24 protein-coding genes and 1 tRNA gene are annotated in these 26,833 nt (G+C 64.1%); 15 read left to right on the forward strand and 10 right to left on the reverse strand.

Translation table 11 applies throughout. The features are described 5' to 3' along the window. Positions 1-55 precede the first annotated feature (55 nt). Both ribA and DX03_RS02250 read right to left on the reverse strand, forming a co-directional pair. Entirely contained in the window at positions 56-1,192 is a 1,137-nt protein-coding gene (gene ribA / locus DX03_RS02245; RefSeq protein WP_038685995.1) for a GTP cyclohydrolase II RibA, read from the reverse strand. A gap of 69 nt (positions 1,193-1,261) precedes the next feature. Continuing rightward, complete coding sequence (locus DX03_RS02250) at positions 1,262-2,179, reverse strand: lauroyl acyltransferase (protein ID WP_038685998.1); 918 nt, start codon at positions 2,177-2,179, stop codon at positions 1,262-1,264. Positions 2,180-2,264: 85 nt separating this feature from the next. Between DX03_RS02250 and dtd the strand changes: the two genes are divergently transcribed. From dtd to DX03_RS02275, 5 genes are all read left to right on the forward strand, one after another. Next, complete coding sequence (dtd, locus tag DX03_RS02255) at positions 2,265-2,705, forward strand: D-aminoacyl-tRNA deacylase (protein ID WP_038686000.1); 441 nt, start codon at positions 2,265-2,267, stop codon at positions 2,703-2,705. Positions 2,706-2,793: 88 nt separating this feature from the next. Continuing rightward, entirely contained in the window at positions 2,794-4,641 is a 1,848-nt protein-coding gene (gene rpoD, locus DX03_RS02260) for an RNA polymerase sigma factor RpoD (RefSeq protein ID WP_038686002.1), read from the forward strand. Between the two features lie 153 nt (positions 4,642-4,794). Continuing rightward, positions 4,795-5,469, forward strand: coding sequence for a hypothetical protein (locus DX03_RS02265; RefSeq protein ID WP_185753442.1), 675 nt, complete (start codon positions 4,795-4,797; stop codon positions 5,467-5,469). 168 nt (positions 5,470-5,637) lie between these two features. Continuing rightward, positions 5,638-7,038 carry a type II toxin-antitoxin system HipA family toxin YjjJ gene (gene yjjJ, locus DX03_RS02270; protein WP_081797124.1) on the forward strand — a complete coding sequence of 467 codons (1,401 nt, stop codon included), beginning with the start codon at positions 5,638-5,640 and terminating at the stop codon, positions 7,036-7,038. 57 nt (positions 7,039-7,095) lie between these two features. Beyond that, positions 7,096-7,171: transfer RNA gene (locus tag DX03_RS02275), tRNA-Ile, on the forward strand. Positions 7,172-8,142: 971 nt separating this feature from the next. Here the strand turns inward: DX03_RS02275 and DX03_RS02280 are convergent. The 4 genes from DX03_RS02280 to DX03_RS21040 form a co-directional block, all read right to left on the reverse strand. Beyond that, a complete protein-coding gene (locus DX03_RS02280; RefSeq protein WP_038686005.1) occupies positions 8,143-9,030 on the reverse strand; it encodes an RNA polymerase sigma-70 factor in 888 nt (295 codons plus the stop codon). 79 nt (positions 9,031-9,109) lie between these two features. Continuing rightward, positions 9,110-9,517: a cupin domain-containing protein gene (locus DX03_RS02285; protein WP_038686008.1), complete on the reverse strand. Its 408-nt coding sequence runs from the start codon at positions 9,515-9,517 to the stop codon at positions 9,110-9,112. Between the two features lie 11 nt (positions 9,518-9,528). Further along, positions 9,529-10,008: a carboxymuconolactone decarboxylase family protein gene (locus tag DX03_RS02290; protein ID WP_038686010.1), complete on the reverse strand. Its 480-nt coding sequence runs from the start codon at positions 10,006-10,008 to the stop codon at positions 9,529-9,531. A 130-nt stretch (positions 10,009-10,138) separates the two neighbouring features. Continuing rightward, positions 10,139-10,381: a hypothetical protein gene (locus tag DX03_RS21040; protein WP_038686012.1), complete on the reverse strand. Its 243-nt coding sequence runs from the start codon at positions 10,379-10,381 to the stop codon at positions 10,139-10,141. Positions 10,382-10,425: 44 nt separating this feature from the next. Between DX03_RS21040 and DX03_RS02300 the strand changes: the two genes are divergently transcribed. The 8 genes from DX03_RS02300 (at position 10,426) to DX03_RS02335 (ending at position 18,712) form a co-directional block, all read left to right on the forward strand. Beyond that, positions 10,426-11,460, forward strand: coding sequence for a LysR family transcriptional regulator (locus DX03_RS02300; RefSeq protein ID WP_038686014.1), 1,035 nt, complete (start codon positions 10,426-10,428; stop codon positions 11,458-11,460). 130 nt (positions 11,461-11,590) lie between these two features. Continuing rightward, positions 11,591-12,346, forward strand: coding sequence for an SDR family oxidoreductase (locus tag DX03_RS02305; RefSeq protein WP_038686016.1), 756 nt, complete (start codon positions 11,591-11,593; stop codon positions 12,344-12,346). Positions 12,347-12,370: 24 nt separating this feature from the next. Further along, on the forward strand, positions 12,371-12,877 hold the full coding sequence (locus DX03_RS02310) for an Ohr family peroxiredoxin (RefSeq protein ID WP_038686018.1): 507 nt from the start codon (positions 12,371-12,373) through the stop codon (positions 12,875-12,877). 25 nt (positions 12,878-12,902) lie between these two features. After that, positions 12,903-13,910 (forward strand): bestrophin family protein, encoded by a 1,008-nt coding sequence (locus DX03_RS02315; protein ID WP_038686020.1) that lies wholly within the window; start codon positions 12,903-12,905, stop codon positions 13,908-13,910. Positions 13,911-13,928: 18 nt separating this feature from the next. Further along, positions 13,929-14,711, forward strand: coding sequence for an SDR family oxidoreductase (locus DX03_RS02320; protein ID WP_038686022.1), 783 nt, complete (start codon positions 13,929-13,931; stop codon positions 14,709-14,711). Positions 14,712-15,720: 1,009 nt separating this feature from the next. Then, positions 15,721-16,641, forward strand: coding sequence for an MBL fold metallo-hydrolase (locus tag DX03_RS02325; protein ID WP_038686023.1), 921 nt, complete (start codon positions 15,721-15,723; stop codon positions 16,639-16,641). Positions 16,642-16,764: 123 nt separating this feature from the next. After that, a complete protein-coding gene (locus tag DX03_RS02330) occupies positions 16,765-17,715 on the forward strand; it encodes an alpha/beta fold hydrolase (RefSeq protein WP_038686024.1) in 951 nt (316 codons plus the stop codon). A 79-nt stretch (positions 17,716-17,794) separates the two neighbouring features. Then, positions 17,795-18,712, forward strand: coding sequence for a bestrophin family protein (locus tag DX03_RS02335; protein WP_185753443.1), 918 nt, complete (start codon positions 17,795-17,797; stop codon positions 18,710-18,712). Here DX03_RS02335 and DX03_RS02340 read toward each other — a convergent pair. The 4 genes from DX03_RS02340 to DX03_RS21045 all read right to left on the reverse strand — a co-directional run bounded on the left by DX03_RS02340 (position 18,625) and on the right by DX03_RS21045 (position 24,442). Next, on the reverse strand, positions 18,625-19,731 hold the full coding sequence (locus DX03_RS02340; protein ID WP_081797126.1) for a LysR family transcriptional regulator: 1,107 nt from the start codon (positions 19,729-19,731) through the stop codon (positions 18,625-18,627). The two genes, DX03_RS02335 and DX03_RS02340, sit on opposite strands and share 88 nt — an antisense overlap. A gap of 156 nt (positions 19,732-19,887) precedes the next feature. After that, positions 19,888-22,725, reverse strand: coding sequence for an ATP-binding protein (locus tag DX03_RS02345; protein WP_081797305.1), 2,838 nt, complete (start codon positions 22,723-22,725; stop codon positions 19,888-19,890). A 114-nt stretch (positions 22,726-22,839) separates the two neighbouring features. Next, entirely contained in the window at positions 22,840-23,814 is a 975-nt protein-coding gene (locus tag DX03_RS02350) for a TetR/AcrR family transcriptional regulator C-terminal domain-containing protein (RefSeq protein WP_185753444.1), read from the reverse strand. After that, entirely contained in the window at positions 23,795-24,442 is a 648-nt protein-coding gene (locus DX03_RS21045) for a TetR/AcrR family transcriptional regulator C-terminal domain-containing protein (protein WP_185753445.1), read from the reverse strand. The genes DX03_RS02350 and DX03_RS21045 overlap by 20 nt, the downstream gene beginning before the upstream one ends. A 283-nt stretch (positions 24,443-24,725) precedes the next feature. Between DX03_RS21045 and DX03_RS02360 the strand changes: the two genes are divergently transcribed. Both DX03_RS02360 and DX03_RS02365 read left to right on the forward strand, forming a co-directional pair. Beyond that, positions 24,726-25,787, forward strand: a complete 1,062-nt coding sequence (locus DX03_RS02360) for an HlyD family secretion protein (RefSeq protein ID WP_038691770.1) — start codon at positions 24,726-24,728, stop codon at positions 25,785-25,787. Further along, complete coding sequence (locus DX03_RS02365; RefSeq protein ID WP_081797128.1) at positions 25,777-26,829, forward strand: DUF2955 domain-containing protein; 1,053 nt, start codon at positions 25,777-25,779, stop codon at positions 26,827-26,829. The genes DX03_RS02360 and DX03_RS02365 overlap by 11 nt, the downstream gene beginning before the upstream one ends. Positions 26,830-26,833 lie beyond the last annotated feature (4 nt).

Raw genomic sequence — 26,833 nt, forward strand, 5'->3', positions numbered from 1 at the left:
GCGTGCTGCTGCTGGCGGTGCGCCCGTCGCGCAGACGGTAGCAGGTTGCCGCGCGCTATTGCGCGGCCTGGATCAGCGCGTCGACGTCGAGCAGGTGGCCGGCCCGTTCGGCCTTGGTGCGCAGGTACTGTTCGTTCTCGGCGGTGATATCGCCGGTGACCGGCACGCAGTCCACCACGTCGATGCCGGCGTTGCGCAGCCGCTGTGCCTTGGTGGGATTGTTGCTGAGCAGCTGCACGCGGTGCACGCCCAGCCCCTGCAGCATCGCCACTGCGCTGCCGTAGCGGCGCTCATCGGCGCCGAAGCCCAGCTGCGCATCGGCGTCGATGGTGTCCAGGCCGTCGTGCTGGTAGCCGTAGGCGCGCATCTTGGCGGCGATGCCGGTGCCGCGGCCTTCCTGGTCCAGGTACAGCAGCACGCCACCGCCCAGTTCCTTGAGCTTGCGCAGGCCGCGCCGCAGCTGGTCGCCGCAGTCGCACTTGAGCGAGCCGAACAGGTCGCCGGTGAGGCAGGACGAATGCACGCGCACCGGCACCACCCCGGACAGGTCCGGGCTGCCGACGATGATGGCCACCTGGTCACGCTGGGCCACGCCACCGCGGAACACGGCAAATTCGGTCATGCCCACCTCGCGCAGCGGCACCGGCGAGCGGGTGACCAGTTCGTAGGCGTGGGCGGCCTGCTCGGCGCCCTGGTGCAGGTCGCACAGCGACACCTGCGCGCAATCATCGAAGCGGTGGTCCGCCGGCTCCAGCAGCACGCCCACCATGGCCGGCAGCAGCAGGCCCAGGCGGGCGATTTCCACCGCGCCATCGTCCAGCGCCTGTCCGGCCGACCAGCCCGCCGGCATCACTTCCGGTTCGCGGCGGTAGCTCAGCGAGGGCAGGGCGTCGAAGTCGATGCCGGCCAGCGGCACGCGGGCGCCGTGCTCGGCGGCCACCCCCAGCACCCGCGCACGGGTGGCGGTGAGGAACAGATAGTGGCGGTCGGCGGCGGCCTGGGCGAACGCGCTGAAGCTGCTGCGGGTGCTGCTGTCCAGGGCGATGAAGGCCAGCCGCTGGCCGTGGCCGTCGTCGATCACCACCGGGCGGCCCGCGCGCAGTTCGGCCACCGCCCGTTCGCAGCGGATCGCGGCCGGGTCGCCGAACAGAGAAGAAGCAGCATCAGACATGGCAGGGGCCGTGGGGGACATCGTGGATTCCACAGTGGGGACGGAAGGCGCCATTTCCAATCGCGCCGGGGGCGCGACGCTGCGTCGCAGTCAGTGGGGGTGTTCTTCGGTGGCATAGGGGTCCACCTCGTCGCTGCCCGGTGGGCGCAACGTATAACGCTTGTAAGTCCACTGGTACTGGGTGGGGTCGCGCCGGGCGATCCGCTCCAGCCCGGCGTTGAGCGCGGTTGCCGCCGTGCGCGGATCCGGGTCGGCCACGGCCGGGTCGGCCGGCTCGACATGCAGGGCGAACTGCATGCCCGGGCCCACGCGCTCGCACCAGCCGTACAGCACGGTGGCCCCGGTCCGTTCAGCCAGCCGGTTGACCAGGGTCATGGTCAGCGCCTCCACCCCGAAGAACGGGGCGAACACGCCGTCGCCGGCCTTGGGCTGCTGGTCGGGCAGGATGCCGGTGGCGCCGCCGTCCTTGAGCACCTTGAACAGCTGGCGCACCGCCGGGCCCTCGGCCCGCACCTGCTGCACGTTGTCGCCGCCACGCACCAGCTGCAGGAAGGCATCGCCGACGGCTTCGTCGGGGGCCTTGTAGACGATGGCGATCGGACCACGCGAGGCCAGCCACTGGTTCAGCAGCTCCCAGTTGCCATGGTGGGGGGCGGCCACGATCACACCCTTGCCTGCGGCCAGCGCCGCGTCATACAGCGCCTCGCCATGGCGCTCGACCAGGCAGGCCAGGTTCTGCTCGCGCGGGCGGGTCCACAGGCGCAGGGTTTCCAGCGCCTGCAGCGCGGTGGAGCGCAGCACCTGGCGGTGCATCTGCACCCGCTGGGCGTCGGTCAGTTCGGGGAAGGCCAGTTCCAGGTTGCGCCGGGTCACCCGGCTCTCGCGCGCATTGAGACGGATCCACAGCCACGCCAGCAGGTTGGCGAAGCCGCGCAGCCAGGACCAGGGCAGGCGGGTGAACAGGGCGGCGGCGCGGTAGGCCAGGCGGGCGGTGGTATGCGGTTTCATCACGGGGAAGTCTAGCCGCTGGGACAATCGGCGTGGACCGGCGGGCGCGTTAAGGTAGGCGGCCCCCACCCCGGAAGCCCCGCCCATGCTTGTTCTCATCCAGCGCGTCACCCAGGCCAGCGTGCATGTCGATGACGTGGCGGTGGGCCGGATCGGCCCGGGATTGCTGGCGCTGGTGGGCATGGAACCCGGCGACAGCGAGGCGCAGATCGTGCGGATGGCCGATCGCCTGCTCGGTTACCGTGTGTTTGCCGATGAAGGGGGAAAGATGAACCGGTCGCTGGCCGACACCGGCGGCGGGCTGCTGCTGGTGAGCCAGTTCACCCTGGCTGCCGACACCGGCAGTGGCATGCGCCCGGGCTTCAGCACGGCCGCCGCGCCGGCCGAGGCTGAACGTGGATTCAACCGGTTGGTGGACATCTGCAGGCAAAAACACGCCCCAGGGGTGGAAACAGGCCAGTTTGGTGCCCATATGGTTGTCAGCCTGGTCAACGATGGTCCGGTGACCTTCCTGCTCAGACCCTGACCCCTGGGACCACCGCCCGGGCGGTGGGGCGCCAGGCTGGTATAATGCTAGGTCCTATTCCTCTCCCTGCCGGTGGCGCGAGCACTACATGGCCAACGAACGTCCTGCCCAGCAAAACGACATCAAGCTTCTGATCAGCAAGGGCCTGGAACAGGGCTACCTGACCTACGCCGAAGTCAATGATCACCTGCCCGACGACATCGTCGACCCGGAGCAGATTGAAGACATCATCGGCATGATCAACGGCATGGGCATCGATGTCCATGAAGTTGCTCCCGATGCAGAAACCCTGTTGCTCAACGATGGCAACACCGGCAACCGCGAAGTCGATGACACCGCGGCCGAAGAAGCTGCCGCCGCGCTGAGCGCGCTCGACACCGAAGGTGGTCGCACCACCGACCCGGTGCGCATGTACATGCGCGAAATGGGTACCGTCGAGCTGCTGACCCGCGAAGGCGAAATCGCCATCGCCAAGCGCATCGAAGAAGGCCTGGGCCAGGTCCAGGCCGCACTCGGCACCTTCCCGGTGTCGGTGGAATCGCTGCTGGCCGACTACGACGCGCACAAGGAAGGCAAGAAGCGCCTGGCCGAAGTGATCGTCGGCTTCAACGACCTGGTCGAAGAAGTGCCGGCCCCGGCCGTGGCCGAAGACACCAGCGACGACGCTGAAGACGACGCCGACGACGAAGACGACGGCGACGACGTTGAAGAAGAAGCCGGCCCGACCGGTCCGGACCCGGAAGAAGTTGCCCGCCGCATGCAGGCCCTGAGCGATGCGTACAGCGCGTTCAAGAAGGCTGCCGCCAAGGGCGACCGCAAGCCGCTGGCCAAGCTGCGCGACGACATGGCCGCCGTGTTCGTGACCCTGAAGCTGCCGCTGCCACTGACCGACGTGCTGGTCAAGCAGCTGCGCGACGTCATGGCCGAGATCAAGTCCCACGAGCGCCGCGTGCTGAACCTGGCCACCGTGACCGCGCGCATGCCGCGCAAGGACTTCATCCGTTCCTGGGAAGGCAACCAGACCAACCTGGAGTGGGTGGAAGACGCACTGAAGCGCAAGCAGAAGTGGTCCTCGGCGCTGCGTGACGTGAAGGACCAGATCATCGCCGAGCAGCAGGCCACGCTCGACATCGAAAAGACCACCTGGCTGGAACTGGACGAGCTGAAGGAAATCAGCCGTGCCATGGCCTACGGTGAGGCGCGCGCGCGCAAGGCCAAGAAGGAAATGGTCGAAGCCAACCTGCGCCTGGTGATCTCCATCGCCAAGAAGTACACCAACCGCGGCCTGCAGTTCCTCGACCTCATCCAGGAAGGCAACATCGGCCTGATGAAGGCCGTGGACAAGTTCGAATACCGCCGTGGTTACAAGTTCTCCACGTATGCCACCTGGTGGATCCGCCAGGCCATCACCCGTTCGATCGCCGATCAGGCGCGCACCATCCGTATCCCGGTGCACATGATCGAAACGATCAACAAGTTGAACCGCATTTCCCGCCAGATGCTCCAGCAGTACGGCCGCGAGGCCACGCCGGAGGAGCTGGCCAAGGAAATGGACATGCCGGAAGACAAGATCCGCAAGGTGATGAAGATCGCCAAGGAGCCGATCTCGATGGAAACCCCGATCGGCGACGACGAGGATTCCCATCTGGGCGACTTCATCGAGGACACCAACGTGGAGTCCCCGATCGAGAACACCACCAACATCAACTTGTCTGAAACCGTGCGCGACGTGCTGGCCGGCCTCACCCCGAGGGAAGCCAAGGTGCTGCGCATGCGCTTCGGCATCGACATGAACACCGACCACACCCTTGAGGAAGTGGGCAAGCAGTTCGACGTCACTCGCGAGCGTATCCGCCAGATCGAAGCCAAGGCGCTGCGCAAGCTGCGTCACCCGAGCCGGTCCGAGCAGCTGCGCAGCTTCCTGGATATCGATTGATCGAGTCCGGCAGTCCGCGTTGAAGCACCAACAGACCCCGCGCAAGCGGGGTTTGTTTTTTGGGGCGGCAGGTGTCCCTGCGTGTGCAGCGGGCGCGAATGCAGATACGGTAGGATGCGCGTCGCTTTACACCTGTGGATCAATGGAATGACGATGAAAAAAGCCTTGCTTGTCCTTGCTCTGTGCCCCTTCGCCGCGCTGGCTACGGAGCCGCAGCAGCCTGCCTGCAACGCAGCTGATTTCTTCCAGACCCAGCCCGACCTCACGGTCGGCCGCGTCGTGGATGCCGGCAACGTTGAGCTGATGGGTGAGCGCGCCGGCTGCCTGGACACGCCGCAGGACGGATGCCACAGCGGTGATGAGGTCGAACCGGGCAGCAGCCTGGTGATCGGCAGCCGCTGGAACAACTACTACTGCGTGCAGGTCCTGCCACCTGGCAAAGCGGTGGTGGGCTGGGCGCCGGAACAGCGCGTCATGAAGACCGGCCACATGGCCGACACCGACTTCAGCAGCTGGCTGGGTCAGTGGGACGGCAGCGCCGGGCGCGTGCTGGAGATCCTAGCCAAGGGCGACACGCTGCATCTGCGCATGCTGCCATCGAGCGGCAAAGGCGAGGGCACGCTGATCGGCAGCGCCGAGCCGACGGGCGATGAGCTGTTCCTGGGCGAGGAACCATGCGCAACGCGGGCCTCGCTGCAGGGGGCGAAGCTGGTGGTCACCGACAACGGACAGTGCGCGATCGGCAGCGCCAGCCCGGGGGGTGTGTACTCGAGCCGGGCGGCGGCGCAGCGGATGGAGCGAATGTTCGAGGGCCTGGGGAATCGCTAGACGGAACGCGTGATTTCGTTGCGCGTTTCGTAACTTAATTGCGGGTGTTCTCTCAATGCTATTCGGCGCGATGCTATTTTAATCAATGGATTATGGGTGGCGTGAGGTTGCGATTCGCCGAAGATTGGCGTATAGATTCGTAACTTAATTCGTCCCGAAACTCAGGCCATGGCCCGTCCCCGTACCGTCCAGCTCCAGACGCTGTTCGACAACCTGCCTGCCGGCGAGGTCGTACCAGCTGCCGATCTCGTCGATCGCCTGGGGGTTACCCGGACAACGTTGAGTCGTCTTGTCGCCGAGGCCGGGGACCGCATGGTGCGACTTGGCCGCACCCGCACCACGGCCTATGCCGTCCGCCAGCAGACCGCCGCGGGCAGCGAGTGGCCGCTGTTCCGGCTGGGGCCGGACGCCACCCTGGAAGAACTGGGCACGGTCGTGGCACTCACGGGCGAGACCTTCCACGTGGCGACCACCGCCGCACGCCCCAATCTGACCCGTTCGCCAGACGAGACCGTCGACGGCCACTTCCCGGGGCTGCCGTGGTACCTGGACGACCTGCGCCCGCAGGGCTTCCTCGGTCGCACCTTCGCGCATCGTCGCGGCCGGGATCTGGGCGTTCCCGACGACCTCAATCGATGGCAGCTGGCCGATACCCTGCAGGCACTCGTCCGTGCAGGCGGAACTGAAATCGGTGATCTCCTGCTCGGCGGCGATGCGGTGCAGATGGCGCTGCGCGGGCTGGACGCGCCCGGTGACCGGGTTCCAGCAGGGGAGCGTGCACGCCGCTATCCCGAGCGTGCCGCGGCAGCACTGGAAGGCGAAGACGTCGGCTCGTCGCCCGGTGGCGAGCAACCGAAGTTCACCGCCACGGTCGAGCATGACGGCGGCCGCTACGCAGCGCTGGTCAAGTTCGCGCAGCCCACCGCAGGACAAGCCGCAGAGCGCTGGGCCGATCTGCTGGTCTGCGAACACCTGGCCCTGCAGTGCCTGCGCGACGCCGGTATGCAGGCAGCCGCTTCAGAGGTCCTCCAGACCGACACGCACACCTTCCTGGAGGTGCAGCGCTTCGACCGCACCATTGACGTGCTCGGTCGGCGCGGTTTCGTCTCGTTGCTGGCGTTGTCATCGGCTTTCGTCGGCGATGTGACCCTGGACTGGGGAGCGGCCGGCGACGCGTTGCGGGCGCAGGGCTGGGTCGATCGCGACGCGCAGGCCACCATGGGCAGGCTGCACGCGTTCGGCCGGCTCATCGGCAACAGCGACATGCACCAGGGCAATCTGGGTTTCCACCTGGTGGATCGCGGCCCGCTGGCGCTGGCACCGGTCTACGACATGCTGCCGATGTCACTGGCGCCTTCGCGCACCGGGGTCGTGCGCGCGCCCACGCCGCTGGCATCCGTCGCCCCGGAGCGCAGTGGCCAGCTTGCGCACCTGCACTGGGCGGCACCGCTGGCGGTGGACTACTGGCAGCGCGTGGCGGGCTCGGCGCTGCTGCGTTCGGCCGAACTGCGCGAGCTGGCGGCGGAGAATGCCCGCCGGGTGCAGGCGATGGGGCTGCGTTTCGGATGACGCTTGGGTGTGTAGTGGAAAGCGTGCAGGGGGCTCCACTACACTGTGCAGCCGCGGGGGCCTATAGCTCAACGGTTAGAGCAGAGGACTCATAATCCTTTGGTTCCAGGTTCGAATCCTGGTGGGCCCACCACTTCAACATCCCGTGTTGCCACATGTGTGGGCGAAAGCATAAGTTGGCCGTTTTGGCCAACTTTTACTGGAGCGTAAAGCACAACTTGGCCGGTTTGAGGCCTCTCTAAGCAGGCCCACCTAAGCGATTCAAGGGCTTATGTGCCGCAAGTGATGATTTTTCCAGGTGCGGCCAACTTATGCTGGAGTGCCCGAGTACCGGCTATGCGAGAGTTGGGTTCAAGGGGATCCAAGTGATGATGGTGCTGCCTGTTGGCCGGCCTACGATGACAGGCCTAACAATGTGCACCAAACGACGGGCTGTCCCCGGTAGAGTTCGATAGGCAGTACGCACTACACGGCTGACGATGGTCTGCAAAACCCTGGGCGATTCACCTGACGCGCCCCTTATGAAGAGGCGGCTCATGGCCGCACGCGGAAATCGCCGATGACGTGTACAGGGTGCGCTGCTTCCGGTGGAAGGCGTGGCGGCGCGCGGCATTGCCGACGCGTTCAGTGCTCCGCGTGGCCGCGACCGTTTCCAGGCCGGATCGATATCTGTGCCAAGCGCGACACGCCGGTACGCAGCATTGGTCCGCGCGCGGTCGCTGCCGCTCGTGACAGGGGGCTGGGTGGCCGGCAGGTTCGGCGTGGTGGGCCCAGCGCACGAACGCTACTACTACGCGCATCTTGAAGACTGGCGCGAAGGCCTGGCCGAGGGCGAGGCGGTCAGCGAAGGCAGTGTGCTGGGCTACTGCGCCACGGTAGGTGCCCCACCGTGTGTGGGTCCGGTTTCCGCAGGGACGTGGCCACCGCCACGCCCTGCCAACCAGTTCAGCGAACAGTTCAGACCGGGTCGTGAGCCAGCGCGTGCGGCCTCCCTTCGCGCAGATCGAGCACGCGGTCCAGCTTGCGCTACCCCCTTGCTTGCAGACCCGGACACGTGCGCATGACCGCGAAAATCGTCGCTGCATCGACCCGAGCTGGCGCTGCTCAACGCAGCGCCAGCGGCTGATTCGCCGCCATCCGCGCAAGCTTTTCCGGGTTGCGCTGCACCAGGATCTGGGTGATGCGCTCGCCGTCGGTGTCGAATGACATCGCCGATTCCAGGTGTTCGTCGAAAAAGCGCAGCAGCCCCAAGCGGCCGTTGAATAGCGCCGGCACCATGCGTAGCTCGGCGCGCCGCCGGAGGGTGGGTGCGAGCAACAGCTGGGCGATGCGGGCACCGCCCACCATCGGCTTGGGGAAACTGCTGACAATGCCGCCCCCGTCACCGATCAGCTCGGCTGAGCTGTGCATCAGCGCCATCATCGACTTCAGGTCGGCTTTGTCCAGCGCGTCGGCGAAAGCCCGCAGCAGTTGCTGGTGGGTATGGTGTGGCACCACATACAACGGGCGTGCATCGCGCAGGCGGATACGCGCGCGATGCACGGTCTGACGGCAGGCCGCTTCGCTCTTTTCCAGGATCCGGGCGATTTCAGGGTAGCCGCAGTCAAAAACATCGTGCAGTAGGAAGGCGGCACGCGCTTCCGGTGCCAGCCGTTCCAGCACCGCTAGGAATGCAACCGAAAGATCACTCGCGGCCTCATGCAAGCGTTCGGGCGTGTCCGAATGTTCGGTGGGTACCGGCTCGGGAAGCCAGATGCCGACGTAGTGCTCGCGGCTGCGCCGTGCCATGCGCAGTTCGTCGATCGCGATGCGGGTGGCGGTGGCCACCAGCCAGGCCTCGGCATTCTCGATTGCGGCGCGGTCGGTCCCGTTCCAGCGCAGCCACACCTCCTGCGCGACATCTTCGGCCTCGGCCATGGAGCCGAGCATGCGGTAGGCCACGCCGAGCACGCGCGGACGTAATGATGTGAACAGGTCGGGGAAGGTGTCCATTGCGGCATTCAACACGAGCAGGGGCCACCGCAACAGTGCCGGGAGAGTGGCACGGCTGCGGTGGCGTCCCGCACTGCGCTCAGTGCGGGGCAAGTACGGCGGGTTTGCCGGCGTCCTTGATCAGGAACACCACGAATCGCGCCGGTTCGGTACTGCTGGCGTTGCGGCCTACGGTATGCAGATCCTTTGGACCTTCGTGGAAAGCTTCGCCAGGGCCAAGGGAAACTTCGCGTCCACCGGCCACACCCATCACGATATGGCCTTCCAATACGTAGACAAACCCATGCGCGTCGTGCCGGTGCACCGGGTCGGCGCCGCCAGGCGGATACTCCACGGTGAGGATCAAGGCCTCCTTGCCCGGGTACTCGGGCAGGGGCTTGCTCATCACAGCAGTCACCACCGGTTCGGGTGCTGCAAGGGGAGGCGTGGCGGCATGGACGGCAGGGCTGGCCACGGCCAGCAGCAGGAAGCAGAGCAGAGTGCGCATGGGTGTCTCCGTCAGTTAAGGTCGGCCTTGTCCAAGCCCCAGGCCTTGTCGCGCGAGCCCGGCTCGCTGCGGAAGGCGATGTTGATGCGGTTCCAGGCGTTGATGCCCATCACCGCATGGGTGAGGTCCAGCACATCCTGCTCGGACAGCTGGCCCCGCACCCGCTCGTACAGTTCGTCCGGTACGCCCTGCGGCGGCAACTGGGTCAGCACTTCGGTCCAGGCCAGCGCTGCGCGCTCGCGCGGACTGAACAGGGGGGATTCGCGCCACACCGTTAGGTGGTGCAGGCGCAGCGGGCGCTCGCCGTGCAGCGTGGCCTGCTTGACATGCATGTCCACGCAGAAGCCACAGCCATTGAGCTGCGACGCGCGGATGGCTATCAGGTCCTGGATCGGCTCTTCAATCGCGCCGGCGTGCGCGGCCATGCTGTAGTCCAGCAACTTCTTGAACAGGGCGGGAGCTTGCTTCTGGTAGTCGAGGCGTTCGGTCATGGTCGTGATCCTGGCAGCGGAGGGGGAAATACGAGGCTGCAGGCTAAGCGCCGCGCCGCAGGCACGGTAGCCGGCGCGGCGGACCCACGGTGTTGAGCGCAATGCACCAATCCAGATGGGGGTCGGGCTGTCACAGCGCATCGCGCTGGTCCGTCTGCCAGGTATGAGAACCCTGAATTCCACCGATGCCGCAGGCCCGCCGCGACCCGTAGAACAGGTGTGGACGACGTTCCTGTCGGCGCTGGAAGCCCTGCCGGCCGACGCGCGCCTGCTGCTGTTGCTGCATGACGTGGCCGGAAAACCCATCGAAGCGCTCATGCCCCTGTTCGGACTGTCTGCAGCCGATTGCTGCCAGCGTCTGGACGCTGCCCATGCCTGTCTGCGCGCCCACGCGCGCCGACTTGGAGTGCCACCCACATGTCCCTGACCGAACTAGGTACCGTCGAGGACGTTGCCGATCCGCTTACCACAGGCTTTTCGGCTAGCTATGCCGGGGTAATGGCCTTCATCGCGGTGGCCCACGAGGGCAGCTTCTCGCGCGCGGCGGACCGGCTTGGCATTGGCCGCTCGGCGGTGAGCCGCAGCGTGCAGAAGCTGGAAGGACAACTGGGCGTCCGCCTGTTCCTGCGCACCACGCGGTCAACATCGCTTACCCGCGAAGGCGAGCTGTTCCACGACGGTTGCCGGCCGGGCGTGGACCGCATCCTGCAGGCGCTGGAGGAAATGCGCGACCTGCGCGATGGTCCACCGCGCGGGCACCTGCGGGTCAGCGCGAACCACGGCTTTGGCCGTAAGGTGATAGCGCCGCTGCTTTCACAGTTCCGCGTACTGTTTCCCGAAGTTACGTTGGAGCTGCAGCTGGAGGAACGCACGCTGGACCTGGCTGCCGACCGCATCGACGTAGCGTTCCGCGATGGCGTGCTGGAAGACAGCGAGGTGATCGCAAAACACCTTATCCCGATGCAGCTACTGGTGTGCGCCGCACCGGAGTACGTGGAGCAACATGGCCTTCCCACCAGCGTGGCGGACCTGGCCGCGCACGCCTGTATCAGTCAGCGCCAGTCCAACGGGCGCTTGCAGCCGTGGGAATTCCGCGTGGATGGCCGGCCGTTGAGCGTGGAGCCGGTGTCGGCACTGGTATTCAACGACGCCGACTTGGCGCTGCAGGCGGTGCTGCAGGGCCAGGGGCTGGCCCAGCTGTCCAACTACCAGGTGCGCGCGGCACTGGACGCGGGCCTGGCCGTGAGCTGCCTGGGCCAATACGCTGCCGACGACCGCGGCCATTACCTGTGCTACCTGAGCCGACGCCAGCTGCCAAAACGAATCCGCGCATTCATCGATTTCATCACCAGCGAGGTCCGCGCGCTCGACCTAGACGTGGTGACGCACTGGGAAAGCGTGCAGCAGGCGGGTGCGCCGGCACGGGACATCGACGCCGGGGCGTGGCGATGAGCTGCATTGGTGCCCAACAGGCAACAGTGCGCGTCCACGCGCGGGTCTACCGCCGCTGTGGCGCCCCGCATAGCATCGCTGCATGCCCAAGCCAACACGGGCTGTCCCCTTCCAGCACTGGAGCATTTCCATGAAGATCCTGGTCATCGGCGGCACCGGCCGCATTGGCAGCAAAGTGGTCGACCGCCTGCGTGCAGCCGGTCATGACATCGTCATCGCTGCCCCGTCTACCGGTATCGACATCATCAGCGGAGAGGGCCTGGATATGGCCATGGCCGACACGCAAGTGGTGATCGACCTGGCCAATTCGCCCTCGTTCGAAGACGCTGCGGTGCTGGCTTTCTTCCAGACCGCCGGGCACAACATCCTGGCCGCCGAGGCGAAAGCTGGTGTCGCCCACCATGTCGCGCTGTCGGTGGTGGGTACCGACAAGCTGGCAGCCAGCGGCTACTTCCGCGGCAAGATCGCACAGGAAAAACTGATCCGCAACGCGGGCGTTGCCTACACCATCATCCATTCCACCCAGTTCTTCGAGTTCCTGCCGGGCATCATCCAGTCCGCCGGTGATGCGATGCGGCTGCCTACCGCGCTGGTGCAGCCGATTTCCGCGGAGGATGTTGCCGATGCAGTGGTGCAGGTGGCACTGCAGCCGGCGGTCAACGGCGTGGTGGAGATCGCAGGTCCCGAGCGCGCGCCGATGGACGCATTGGCCCAGCGCTTCCTAGATCGCACCGGCGATCCACGGCGGGTGGTTGGCGATGCGCAGGCGCCGTACTTCGGTGCGCAGCTGCAGGACGACACGCTGGTGCCGGTGGGCCAGGCGTGGCTTGGCCGACAGAGTTTTGACGGATGGCTGCAGCAGTCCGGACTTGAACACTCCCACTGACCGCCAGCACTGCGCGGATCCACCATGTCTGATTTGAAGCCGCCATCGCCTGCCGTTCTCGATAAGTACCGTGGTGATGAGGTGCGTCCCCTTTATACCGGGCGGGTGAGGGTAAGGGGAGGGCAGACGGGACACGGTCGCGCATCCGGCGAGGTGGCGTCAGACGATGGCGCATTGCAGCTGGACTTGCGGCTGCCACCGTCGCTCGGTGGCCCAGGCGGTGGCAGCAACCCTGAGCAATTGTTGGCGGCAGGTTACGCGGCCTGCTTCCACGGCGCGATGAATCTCCTTGCCAGCCGTGCCGGGCTGGTGCTGGTGGATTCGTGCATCGAAGTAGCGGTGACCTTCTCGCGTGATCCGATTGACGGGCTCTACCTGCTCTCGGCAGAAGTTGAAGCCTACCTGCCAGGGCTGGACAGCGGGATTGCCGCCGAGCTGGTGCGCAATACCGAGCGCGTTTGTCCCTTCGCAAAGATGTTCCGCAACGGCATCACACACGTGGTCTGCGTGGTGCCCACCGCAGCGCCCTGAGCGGTGCCCCCCTGGAGACAACACCATGCATGCTGGTCGCTCCTATACCTTCACCGAATTCCTGCTGTGGACCCGGCGCCCGCTGTACCTGCTGATCCTGCTCGACGTGGCACTGGTGGCGCTGTACCAGCTGGGTGGCCTGCACTGGCTGGCCGTGCCGTGGAATGTGATCCTCATGCTCGGCACCAGCGTGGCGTTGATTGCCGGGTTCAAGAACACCCAGACCTATAACCGGTTGTGGGAGGCGCAGCAGGTGTGGGCGTCGATCACTGCGGCAAGCCGGCTGTGGGGCACTATGACCCGCGACTACGTCAACCGTCCCGAGCACAACCGGCGACTGGTTTACCGGCACCTTGCCTGGCTGACCGCGCTGCGTTACCAGATGCGCGAAAGCAAGCCGTGGGAAACCCAGAAGCTGATGCCTAACGTGGAGTATCGAAAGCACTACGACGTGCCGGAGAAGGTGCGTACGCTGGATGCAGAGCTGATCAAGTACGTCAGCCCCGAGGAGCGTTCGCGCATTCTTGGTGCTACCAGCAAGGCCACCGAGGTATTGTCGCTGCAGGGTGCCGCACTGCGCCAGCTTCTCGACGATGGGGTGATAGTCCAAGCCACCTTCGCCGAACTGCAGCGCGTGCTGCGTGAACTGCACGAACAACAGGCGCGCAGCGAACGGATCAAGGATTATCCGTATCCCCGGCAGTATGCCGTCATCAACGCGATCTTCGTGCGCATTCTCTGCCTGCTGCTGCCCTTGGGCATGATCGACCTGCTGGCACCGATGAACGACACGGTGGGCGGGGCGATGGGGGGCCAAATGGTATGGCTGGCCATTCCACTCAGCGTGCTCGTGTCCTGGATTTACTCTGCGCTGGACCAGGTGGGCGAGAGCAGCGCCAATCCGTTTGAGGGCGGTGCCAACGACATTCCAATCTCGCAGCTGTGCAACACGGTCGAGCGCAATCTGCGTGAGTTGCTGGACGAGCGTGATGTTCCGGTGCAGCACGCACCGGCCAGCCCCATCGTGCTGTAACCCGGGAGTACACTGAGCATGAAGATCGTCGTCATCGGGGGGCACGGGCTGATCGGCAGCCGGGTCGTGGAGGGCCTGGCTAGATTGGGACACGATGCGGTGGCCGCGTCGCGCCGCAGTGGCGTGGACGTACTGACCGGCGAAGGGCTGGCAAGAGTGCTTGAAGGTGCCCAAGCGGTGGTGGACGCCTGCAACGCGCCGATCTTCGAAGACCCCCAGGTCGGCGATTTCTTCCGGAGCGCCACCACGCAGTTGCTGGCTGCGTGTGAGCGTGCCTCCGTGCAGCACCTAGTGGGCCTGTCGATCGTGGGCACGCCTTACCTGCAGGACAGCGCCTACTTCCGCGCTAAAGCGGTACAGGAGGACCTGGTCCACCAATCGGGACTGCGCTCCACGCTCATCCGCGCCACCCAGTGCTATGAGTTCATGTCCCAGCTGGTGGCGCCACTGGGCGGCCGACAGGCGCTGCACCTGTCGCCAGCAAAGGTGCAGCCTGTGGCGGCCGACGACCTTGGCGCCCTGGTTGCGCAGGTTGCGGCCGCAGCGCCGGGTCAGCGCATGGTGCAGATCGCAGGCCCCGAGTGCCACCGCCTGTTCGAGCTGGTGGAGTGGGTAATGTACTTCAACCAGGACGACCGCCCGGTGGTGGCAGATCCCGACGCGCGCTACTACGGCGCGCTGCTGAAAGACACGACGCTCACCCCCGAACCTGGCGCGCTGCTAGGCGGCACACGCTTCGCAGATTGGCTGGCCCGGCACACGCGCCGCGCCTTCCCCTACGTGCACCTGCCCGCGCCGTAATGTCGGGCTCGTTTCGCTCGGTTCTCTGGGCGACCGCACGCGGATCGCGATTCTGCTAGCAGAAGCACTCGAAAGCAGAGTCATTTTCCCACCATCGGCGGCGCATTCGTCCGCGCTTGCAGTGGCCGCGAAATAAACCTCACGAACGCCGATGTGGAATCCCGCGCGACGCGTTGGTGAAGTTCTCCGCCATATCTGTCTCCGGCAAATCGTCGCTCGCCTTCGACATTCTCTAAACAGAAGCGCAGCGTCCATCCCTTGTACAGCACTCGCCACCGTAGCGGCTGAAGAGAAGTGCGCGGGGTGGCGCTATCTAACGTCGGGCAATCTGCTTCAGGGCTTTCACCTCGCGCGGTCCGATTGCGCGAGGTAGCTCTTGGCGGTGGGCGGCGATAGCGCGCGGAATCGTCGCGGGCAGTTGCGTTGATCAGCCCAGATGCGCGGCCCGCCCTCGACGCAAATGAAGAACGTTAGGACAGTTGCCGCGCGCAGAGTCGACGCTCCAACGGCCGTGCCTCACAGCCGCTAGTCAGGCAATCATTATGGACCATCGCCGACACCCATCTCTCTGCTTAGCTGACGGACATCCGCATGTGAACGATAAAGAGAGGCCAAGCAGGGTGTCGATTGTAATCGGCACCCTGGGCGACTTAGGTGGCTTCAGCTTCGTGTGACCAAGCAGTAGATACAAGGCCCTGAAACTCCGGATTCCGTGGTAGCGCGGTCCAAGCCAGTAGCTTCGTCGCAACGTAAATGCTGCAAAACGCCTACCCGGCGATGCCCTGCTTCGGAGAAGTGAACAAGCCATTGCTGCCTGATGGACAACATTGTGAGCCCGCGCGCATGTCTACCGGCCATGCGCTCGATCTCCTACATTGAATCTGCACGGCGCCTTGCCGTGATTGCCGCGAAGACCAATCCCCCTGTCCGCTCAGGCCGGCCTCCGGCCCGGCCGTGCAGCGCCAGCTTCGCATTTCCGCCAGCCAGCCTCTTCCCTGGAAATCCTCTCATGTTCAGCCTAGACACTACTGAAAACCCATCCGCCACCGCGCTCGACGAGCTGGTGCCATCACGCTACGCACTCAAGGTCGGTGACATCGACGTGCTGGTTGTAAGCGACGGTGTGCTTCCTCTTCCTACCCAGATGCTTGGTCACAACGTCAGCCAAGCCGAACGCGCCGTCTGGTTTGACGACATGTATCTGCCACAAGATGCGTTCGACTGGTCATTGAACGTAATGGTGGTCCGTAGTGCGGACCGGGTCATCCTCATCGATGCCGGCCTCGGCATGGACCCCGATCTGCAGTTGCCGCGTGCGGGCCAGCTGATCCGCCGCCTGGGCGCTGCCGGGATCAACTTGGAGGAGATCACCGACGTAGTAATTACACACATGCACATGGACCATATCGGCGGTCTGCTCGTCGACGGTGTCAAAGAGCAGCTGCGTCCTGACCTTCGCATCCACGTTGCAGCATCGGAAGTAGAGTTCTGGAAGTCGCCGGATTTCACCCGCACCAGCATGCCACCGGGCTTCCCGGACGCGCTGCGGGCAACCGCAAAGCACTTCTGGGCCGAGTACGGCAGCTCGATGCGGTTGTTTGAGGAGCATCATGAGGTCGCGCCGGGCGTGACCGTCCGCCGCACCGGTGGCCATACCCCTGGTCACAGCATTGTGCGACTGGACTCCAATGGCAGCGCTCTGACCTTTGCCGGCGATGCAGTGTTTGCGGTCAGCTTCGACCAACCCAACTGGTACAACGGCTTCGAGCATGACCCGGAGGAGGCGGCGCGCGTACGTCTGGACCTGCTCAACGACCTGGCAGGGACCGGTGAAATGCTTGTGGCAACGCATTTGCCATTCCCGTCGATCGGACGGGTCTCCGCGGAAGGCGGCGCCTTCCGTTGGGTGCCCGCGTTCTGGGACTTCTGAGCCAGCTGCGCGCTTGGACCCTCGGTCAATTTTCATCGGCGTCTGGTCATCCAACGTCCGGCCGAGAGGTCCAGTGTAGCGCGTGCGACCTTTCCCCCACTCGACGTTAGCAGAGGTCTACCCATGAACATGATTACCCGTACCCTGGCGGCCACCACTCTGGCACTGGCCGTCCAGGCGGGCACGTCAGCCCAGGCAGCCGAGCCGCCGCATGTGGCCGCGATCAGCCCGGCCCGCACCGCCAGCACCATTACTACCTCCGACGGGGTACAGCTCTACTACAAGGATTGGGGCCCAAAGAACGGCCCCGTGGTGACCTTCAGCCACGGCTGGCCACTGGACTCGGACAGCTGGGATGCGCAAATGATGTTCCTGGCCAGCCACGGATACCGTGTGGTCGCGCACGACCGACGTGGCCATGGCCGTTCCAGCCAGCCATGGGACGGCAACGACATGGATCACTATGCCGACGACCTGGCCACGGTCGTCAATACACTGGACCTCAAGGATGTGACCATGGTGGGATTCTCCACCGGTGGAGGCGAAGTAGCGCGCTACGTGGGTCGCCATGGTACCGGTCGGGTGCGGAAGATCGTGTTGATCAGTTCGGTAACGCCCTTCATGCTCAAGACGGCGGACAACGAAGGCGGCGTGCCGATTGAAGTGTTCGACGGCATGCGTAACGGGCAGCTGGAGAATCGATCGCAGTTGTTCAAAGACGTCCCTAGCGGCCCGTTCTACGGCTACAACCGCCCCGGTGCCAAGCCCAATCAGGCATTGATTGATTCTTGGTGGGCGCAGGGCATGCTAGGTGGAAGCAAGAGTACCTACGACTCGGTTGCAGCCTTCTCGGCTACCGATTTTCGCGGGGACCTGAAGAAAATTGACGTGCCCACGCTGGTCATCCACGGCGACGACGACCAAGTTGTACCCATCAACGTCGGCGGCCGCATGTCGGCCCAACTGATCAAGGGTGCCAAGCTGATCGTCTACCCTGGTGCACCGCACGGTCTCACCGCCACCCACCAAGACAGGGTCAACCAGGACCTGCTGGCGTTCCTGCTGCAACACTGAATTACCGCAAGCGCCCGCAGGCGTGATGCAGCGCGGACATGGCCATCTCCGTGTCCGCGCCCCTCCGGAGAACGCAGACATGCATGTATCCAACACTCAACGATTGCTGCGTCTCGCACGCAGGACAAGCGGGGGCCTAGTGCTGGTTGCCCTCTATTCCACGGCGGTGGTTGCACTGTATCGGTGGACGGATGGACAGTGGATCAGCTTTCCATGGGGCCTGCTGGCGTTTCCTGGGCTGAGCCTGGCCGTATCCACTGGGTTCAAGGCCTTCCATCGTCGCAACCATCTTGCCTCTGGAGAGGCGACCTGGGCATCCATCCATGCCACCAGCCGGAACTGGGCGCTGCTGGCCCACGCCGCACTGGGCGACCAAGGGAACGCACAAACCCTGGTTGAGCGCCATCTGGTATGGCTTGCAGCATTGCGTCGGGAGCTGCGATGGAACGATACAGGGGAGCCGGTCGAACTCACTCGGGGCGTGGACGTTCGCAGTGGTCAGCAAGGCGCGGAGGGAGTGTTGCGATTGCAGAGTGCGGCGCTCAAGTCGCTGAGAGTGGAAGAGACGCTGGATCCAGCGTCTTTCAATGCACTGCACAGCCTGCTGCAGCAGATGCAAAGTCAGCGGGTCGATGCGATGCGATTCAGAGAGGATCCGGCTACCGGACGGCATTCAATCGTCGACACCGTACTGCTGTGGTCCTTCGGCCTGCTTCTGCCCTTCGGCCTGCTCGATGCGATGAGTCCGCTGATACTGTTTGACGATACATTTACTGCCACAGTTGCGTGCTGGGTCGTGGTTCCACTCGCGGCGCTGCTCCAAGGAATGTTCTTGGCCCTGCACAGCCTCGGGTCATGCAAGGCCTTGCCAGGCGATGCGGACCACGTCACATCCGCTGCCAACGCCTTTCAATCGCTCGAAAGCGAATTGAAGGCCTGGCCCAGCGGATCCGCGCAGGCCCGGGGCGGAAGGGCAACAGCGGCCTTATCGCATTGAGGCACGGCTGCATCGCATTCCTGTCGCATAAACGCGACGCCTGCGCCAGTTGCGATCTGCGATGGCAGCAGCCAACCGTCTGCAATTCGATCAGCCATGAAGTCTACGAACGCCCGTGTCCTAGATGGCATGTGCTGCCTGCTCTGATAACAGATGTAATGGCCTTGGTCATGAACTGCGTACCGATCAAGAAGCGGGACCAGTAACCCTGACGCCAGTGGCCTCGCCGCCAGGTACGCAGGAAGCTGCGCGACACCATGATCGTCGAGTACCGCCTGCAGTGCCAGCTCAGGGTCGTTGAAGGTTACCTGTGCGTTGGGCAGCATGCGCTGGATCCGGTCGTCAAGGTTGAATTCCCATTCGTCAATCCTGCCCGTGGCCAATCGCAGCGTGACGCAGTCATGTCGGGCAAGGTCTTCCAGCTGCATCGGCGTCCCACGACGTGCGAGGTAGCCCGGCGAGGCGTAGGTCTGAACGCACATGGGCACCATCCTGCGCGCAATCACCTGCGAATCGAGCAACCTTCCTTCAAGGAATGCAACGTCGACCCGGTCGACGGTGAAGTCGACCGGTTGGTCGTTCAATATTAGATCGACCGACACTTCAGGATATTCGTGCTGGAAAGCCCCGAGTAGGGGCGCAACGATGCGCCGGCCGAAGCCGACTGTCGATTGAATCCGGATGCGCCCACGAGGAGGGCCCGCTTTGAGGTCGCGCATCTCCTCCAGCGCCTGCACGATACGTTCGACGCCTTCATGGCAGCTTGCGTAGAAGGTGTTCCCGTCGGACGTCAACGTAGTTGATCGCGTCGTTCTATGGAACAGGCGTACGTCGAGCTGGCTCTCCAGTTTCTGGACGCTGCGGCTTACCGCAGACCGACCGATGCCCAGCCGGTTGGCTGCCTTCGAAAAGCTGCCATCTGTGACGACCGCAATGAATGCCACGATGCCTGAATAGGTGGTGGCGAAGGAGCCCGCCAGCGGATCGCCTAGCATCTGTTGGTGACGAGAGTTTTCCATGGAAGGGGGCCTGGTTAGGGACAGGACGCGCTGCCGCTAACGCTGCTGCGCCAGGCGTGGGTGCTAGATTGATGGCACCTGCGTGGGTGACGCCAGTCACGACGTGTAAAAGTGTGTAAAGGCACGCTGCAGACAACCCCGAGCGCACTTTCGTCGCTAGCTCTCGATACGCCGGAACAGCGCACTGGCGAGTCTTTCAATACGCTTCAACAGGGGCGCGCTATCGGTCCGGGGCCAGTTGGCGAGTACCTTGCGGACCACGCTGGACGCCTGCCGATGCTCGCCCCGCCTGATGAGCAGACGGGCCAAATCGTAGGAAGCGCGCCAGTGCCATGCCGCAGCACCCTGTTCCAATGCGACCGCCATGGCCTGATTCAGACATGCTTCGGCCTCTCCCAGGTTCCCCTCGCGTGCGTGTCGCCTGGCCTCGCCGCGCCAGACCTCTGCGGCGCACCACGCGGACTCCCCCGCCAGCACCCTGGCCATCAGCGACGGTGCCACCCAGTCGACACTGAAGGTGGCAAGCATTTCCTGCCTTGGCACCTCGAAGCCGGGCAGCAGCTCGCGCACCTTGCGTCTATGCTCTGCAGCATCCTCGAACAACAGTCGCCACCCATCGTGGTACCACTCAGGGAAGCGCAGCCAGCCCCCTAGTCCGCGTCGCGTTGCTTCCTTGCGCATCAGCTCGATCCATTCACCGGCTAATTCCTTCTGGCCGGACCATAATGCGACCGGACATGCTCCAAATAGTGCCGCGCACAATGAAAGGGAATGCTTACTCTGTCGCGCACGTTCCACCATGCCGATTGCAGTTTCTAGGGCTTGAGCGAGGTCTCCCTGCAACCATTGGGTCCGCGACAGCATTGCATTCGCGGCGACAATCGGATCCACGCCCACCATGTTCGTCGGTGTGCGCGGCGCGTGCTCGCCTATTAGCAATGAGGCGTGGGAATGTGCCGAAGAAATCGCCAGCCGCCCAGAGAAGTGATTGGCCATCGCGCACGTGCGATGCGCAAGGTTCAATGCCGCAGCATCCCCCCAAGGCATAATTACTTGCATCAGTTCATCCGCATGCCGGAGCGCGAGTGGGTATTCGCCGCGGAACATTTCGTAGGTACACCGGCCCCACAGCGCCTGCAACTGGAACACAGGGGCCTCGGCCTGGCGTGCCGCCGAAATCGCCTTGAGCCAAAGCCCATCCAGCGATGGGCTGAGTGCATCGGTATGGAGCATTGCGACCAGCAGCGCGGTCGAGAGGGAGGCGGTGGCCATGGCGTCATCAGCGCGCCGTGACTCCATGGCGGCCAGGGTCGCGGCGACGCCATCGCGGTATTCAGCGAGCAGCGAAGCATGAAACCAGAGGGGCGAAGACGCAGCCACCAGTGCGGCCGCCACTTGCAGGTCGCCTGAATCGGCTAGGCTGTTGCGCAAGGCGAATCGGACATCGTCGAGCCTGTGCACGTGACGTTCGCCCCACTGCGCCTCCTCGATCAGCGGAAGTTCAGCCGTCGCTGCACGCATGGCATCAAGCATATGGGCGGCATGACGTTGCAGGAGCATGGGCTCTTCGCCGACGCGGGTAGCATGGGACGCCGCATAGGCCCGAGTAGTGTCCAGCAGCCGATACGGCGCCACCTGAGAGCTGGGATCGAACATCACCAGCGATTTGTCGACGAGCGATGAGAGCGCATCCAGTGCGTCGTCAGGTTCGATCTTTCCCATGCAGATCGCTAGCGCCGCCTCCATATCGAAGCGCCCCCGGAACGCCGACAAGGCGCGCAGCAGCTGCGCCTCCTTTTCATCAAGTAGCGCCATGCTCCAGTCCAGTGCAGCAGCAAGACTCCGCTGGCGATCAAACGCACCGCGACGCCCTATCGAGAGCAACCGAGCGTGGTCCTGGAGGCGCAATGCCAGATCCCGCGCAGGCTGCTTCCCCAATTGTGCCGCAACCAGCTCTATGGCCAGTGGTACGCCCTGCAGTTGACGTGTGATGGCAGCCAGCGCTTCGGTATCGCCTTCGTTGAAGTCTGCTGCACCTGCAGCCTTGGCACGGGCCAACAAAAGTTCAGCAGCTGGCGACCGGGAAAGCTGCTCCAACGAGGTCGACCTGCCAGCCGGCAGATCTAGCCCCAGAAGTCTGATGAGCCGTTCACCGGGCAACTGCAGGGATTCGCGGCTGGTAGCCAGCACGCGCAATCCGGGAAGCCTGGACAGCAACCGATCAACCGTTGCCGCCAGCGGGCCCAGGACATGCTCACAGTTATCCGCCACCAACAGCACCGGCCGGCCCACGAGGTTGCTGTGGATTGCATCAATGGCATCGGACGCACCCGCAGGCACTCCAAGTGCCCGTGCAACTGCGTCCGGAACGTGTTCTGGTGACACCAGTGGAGAAAAGTCCGCGAACGCAGCTGGAATTCCCAACTCGGCCTGCAGCCGGACGGCCACACACACCGCAATGCTGGTTTTGCCTATTCCGCCCGGGCCGACGATGGTCACCAGACGGTTTACCTGCATCAGTGAGGCGACCTCATCCACTGTAGCCTGCCGGCCCACCAGTGTAGTCAGCCTTGACGGCAGTAAGGTAAGTGCTGGGTGGTTGGCGGTTTGACTGGTGACACTCGTACTGCTTCTCCTGCTGGTCAGCTGGCCGTTGAAACGGTAGCCGCGCAGCGGTACGTTGCTTATCCACTCTAGGCATCCGTCGCTCGGCAGTGGCGCGCCGAGCGCCTTGCGTATCAGCGAGATATGGACGCGGACGCTTGCGTCCTCGACCACGACGCCCGCCCAGACGGCTGAGAGCAGGTGGCGGTTGCCCACGAACTCCCCGGCGTGCTTCACCAGCAGCATGAGCAGTTCAAAGGATCGCGGACCGATCCTTACCGGGCTTCCGCGCACTTCTATCCGACGCTGCAATTCAGAGATCACAAGCGAACCAAACTGCCAAGCATCACCACCAGCCTGCGGCGGGTGATCGCAAGGCTGGCCTGCCATGTTGGTCTCCACGCACCCTCCCATCGCGATTGGGCTAGACCTGGCAAGAGTACACCCGTAGGGAGGTTGGCCTTTGGGTGTGCTGTCGATGCTGCAGCTGATCGATCGGCCTGCCTACCCAGGCAGATCCATGGCCCCAGGGCCCCACCCATTCATGAATACCCTAACGACCGAATCTACGTGCGTAGCAATCCGCTCAGGAGAGACTGCCGAAGAATCCCCGAACAATGCCTCGAGGTACAGGTCGCCGCAAAGCATCGAAACAAATGAACGCGCTGCCTGGCTTGCAGAGCCATCGGCCAGCCCCCCTGCATTGATTGCGCCTAAGAAAATCCCCGCAAACGCCGCCGTGACGCGCCCTGGACCCTGCCGCCAGAACACATGCGCGGCCGCAGGGAAGTGTGGCGCCTCCACGATGAACGCCCTGCACAGACTGATCATGGAAGGATGCACTAGGTAGCCCATTAGATCCCTGCCTGCACGCTTCAGGGACTCTTCGAGCGATTCGCCCTGCATCCTATGCATGCCGGTTAAGGCCGCGCGCATCTCCTCCTGGGCGAGCTGGCGGGTGTATCCCGCCAGGAACTCGGGCAACTCCACCCGCGAAGTTCCGGGCTCCGCGGCCAGACGAACCCGAAGGCCATTCGGTGTCCAGGTCCGGTAGCCCCGCCCGAGCAGGAAGGCGACCAGTACGCTGCAATTGGCCCAGCCACGCATCTGGCTTGCATTCCCGGGAACGTGCTCGGTAGCGCACATGATGGCGCCGGCCGCACCCCAGCGCAGGTACCTCATCGCCTGATCGAGGGTGAGGACCCGGATCATCATCCGCGTCCACCATGGCTCAACGATCAACCATTCACCGCCCCCGAGCGGGCGCATTGCATATACATGCTTGTACCTTGCATGCGCAAAGCTATGCCACCATTGCTTGCGCAACCCAGGCACGAAGCACACGAACCACTCCACTGCAGGGGAAGAAATCGGGGCACCGTCCTGGTCTACGTTGATTCCCAACGCCGGCGCGGAGTATTGGCCGCCCCGCGTTGCCAATGCACTGCGGCGCTGCGGCCTAGGCGGCAGCATATGCATGCGGCGCCTCCTGACAGACTCCTGCACAGAACAGATCGACAATCCTGCGAATGTCGACCCGGTCATCGTCGCTTCGCTCCGGGCAGGGCCAGCCCAGCATGTCAGCCACGTGCCACCCGCCGCGCAGCAGTGCAAGCAGGTGGCTGGCCATCTCCCGCTCATCCGTCGGCTCCACCACACCTGCATCTTGCGCCAACCGAAGGAAGCGTCCAAGCGCCTCGTTGACCGCCGCTGGTCCTGCCTGGAAGAACAGATTTCCCGATTCGCGGCTGCGCGCGCTCTCGCCGAGACCCAGGCGATAAAGCTGCGCCAATGCCCCTCCCGTGTTAGCCGCGACAAAGCGACTTGCGAATTCTCGCAGCACAACCTTCATGTCAGCCGCTGTCGCACAAGCGCGCAGCGGTGCAACGAGGAAAGATGCGTAGTGCCCGGCAAGGGCAAGCACCATCCCGCCCTCGCATCCAAAAGCAGCAGATATCTCTTTTCGTGAGATCCCGACCGCTTCGGCGACGCTGCCGGGGTCGCTGAGTGATGCGTCACCTGTCTGCAGCGCTTCTGTCAGCCGTTCCAGAATAGCTTTCTGGTAGCCCGAGATAGCTACCGCCGGCGATGGAGATGGCTTGTACATGGTTGAGTTCCTGTTGAATGGCACGGGCCACGTGGGTCATCACCGTGGCTTCCTATACGACGAATGCTATATATCCGCCGGCGCATCCACTAGGTGCTTATTCCTCAGTACGTTGTTTCATCGTAGGAATCACAACTGTGCCTGGAGGTGTGGATTGTTGCGTGCCGCTCAACAGGGCGCGTCCCTCTAGTGGCCTTATCCACGAAGGCCGGTGGCGCGAGACTACGCACATGTGCCTACGCACCTTACAAGGACGGCCTTTCAGCGCCGAGTCGATGTCATGATGAACCCCGAGAAGCGTTTCCGTTTGTGGATGTCCACATGCCTGGCAGCCGCCGTGGCCGCCTTTGCCTACTTCTTGATCGCTGACATCCACATGCCTATATCGGCAGACGCACGCCTGATCTATCGCGTCACCCAGGTTTCTCCCGAAGTTAATGGTCGGGTGGTCAGGGTCGCGGTCGCGAATAACCAGCGTGTGCAGCGGGGTGATCTGCTCTTCGAGATTGATCCGCTCGTATACCGCAATGCCGTTCAGAATGCGGAGCTACAGCTTGAGCAGGCCGTCCAGAGCAATGCGGAACTGGATGCCGCAATCGCAAGCGCGGCCTCGCAGGTCAATCGGGCCCAGGCGCAGTACCAGGACGCCGAACGTGAGCACGGCCGCTTCCGGCTTCTGTCCAAGGAGGGCTTTGTCTCACGCGCGGCCTTAGACAAGGCCGAAGCCCAAAGCGTGACCGCAAGCGCCGAGCTGGAGGCCGCACGGGCCGCCCTGCAGGCCGCAAAGGTTCGTCGCGGTAGCGCCGGGGAGCAGAGCCTGCGGTTGCGGCTTGCCCACAACGCCTTGGCCAACAGTCGTATCGACCTGACCCGCTCAAAAGTGACCGCGCTCGAACCGGGTGTCGTCAGCAACCTCCAACTGGAGGCTGGCACCTACGCGCAGGCCGGTGTGCCCAGGTTGGCATTGGTCAGCACCTCCCCACAGCTCCATGCGGATTTCCGTGAAAAGTCCCTGCGAGGGGTTGCCGCAGGCACTTTGGCGGAGGTTGCGTTTGACGCATTACCGGGCTTGGTATTCAAGTCCGAGGTTACGTCGCTGGAGCCAGGCATCGCCGACGGCCACATCGTTGCAGATGGCCGCCTTGCCAGTCCTGACCATAGTGATCGCTGGCTGCGTGATGCTGAGCGGGTCCGTGTCAACCTCAGGTTGCTCCAATCTCCCCCTGTCCAGCTGATGTCGGGCGCCCGTGCAACCGTCCAGCTTCATACCGGGACTGGAGGCGTGAGGCTATGGCTTGGCCACGCCCAGATTCAGTTCGTCAGCTACCTGCACTATGTCTACTGACGCGATGCCACCTGCTGCAGCCGGTGCCGTCGATGTGGCCGGATGGCGCCAAGCCTGCCGGATGACGGCGGCCAGCGCGGCCTGCCTCTTTCTAGCCAAGGTAATGGACTGGCCCTATGCCGCGTTCTTCGCGGTTTACCCAATCCTGCTGTTGGGATTGGTACCCGTCTGCAACCTTCGCATCTTTGCCCAGTTCGGCGTCTCCAGCCCGGTAGCGATCATGATGTCAGGCATGCTAGCCATACTAGGGAACGTCTCGCCCTACCTAGCCAGTCTGATCTTCGGGCTCTTTGCAGCAGGGTGTTTCACGCTGATGGCCAAAGGAACCTGGTTTCTCGTGGGCGCGCTGTCGCTTGTTTCCACCTCGATTCTCGTCCACCTGGCAAGCTACCCACAGATCGACGGCGACATGCTTAAGACGGCGCAGTTGTTGGCCACGTTCGTCGCGATCATTGCTTCGCTGCTTGTCCACGCCGCTTTTCCCGAGCGTAGGGCAGCACCTGCCCCCCCGACGCCGGCACCTGCCGAGCGGCCGCAGCGGATCGCGCTGGGAGCACTCTGCGCGACTGCGTCGTACATCGCGTTTCAGCTGCTCGACCTTCCCGATTCGCTGTCTGCCCAAGCTGCGACGGTACTCGTACTGTTCCCCATGACGCTCAGCGCAGGGCGCAGGGCGTCGTGGCAGCGCGCCCTAGGCACGCTTGCCGGCTCTGCCTGTGCCCTTGCATCGGAGCTGCTGCTGCACGCGCACCCTGGAAACCTCCTGCTGCTGTTGAGCCTGTACGTTCCCGGCCTACTCTACTTCGGACTTATGCATGCGCGTGAACGCGCCGGACCGGCCGTTGGCTTGGCCGCGGCGACTGCGCTTGCTGTATTGGCCGGCCAACTTACTCCCGACGGAGACATTATTGGAACGTCGCTGTATCGGTTCTCGTCGGTAGCGGTGGCGCTAGGCACCACGCTACTTTTCATGTTTGTGGTGGACACTTGGCTGTCCGCACTCTTCCGAGCTGGGACCGCCGAAGAGCGCGGCCGTCGATGAAGCG

Source organism: Stenotrophomonas rhizophila, from assembly GCF_000661955.1.
GTDB classification, from domain to species: domain Bacteria; phylum Pseudomonadota; class Gammaproteobacteria; order Xanthomonadales; family Xanthomonadaceae; genus Stenotrophomonas; species Stenotrophomonas rhizophila.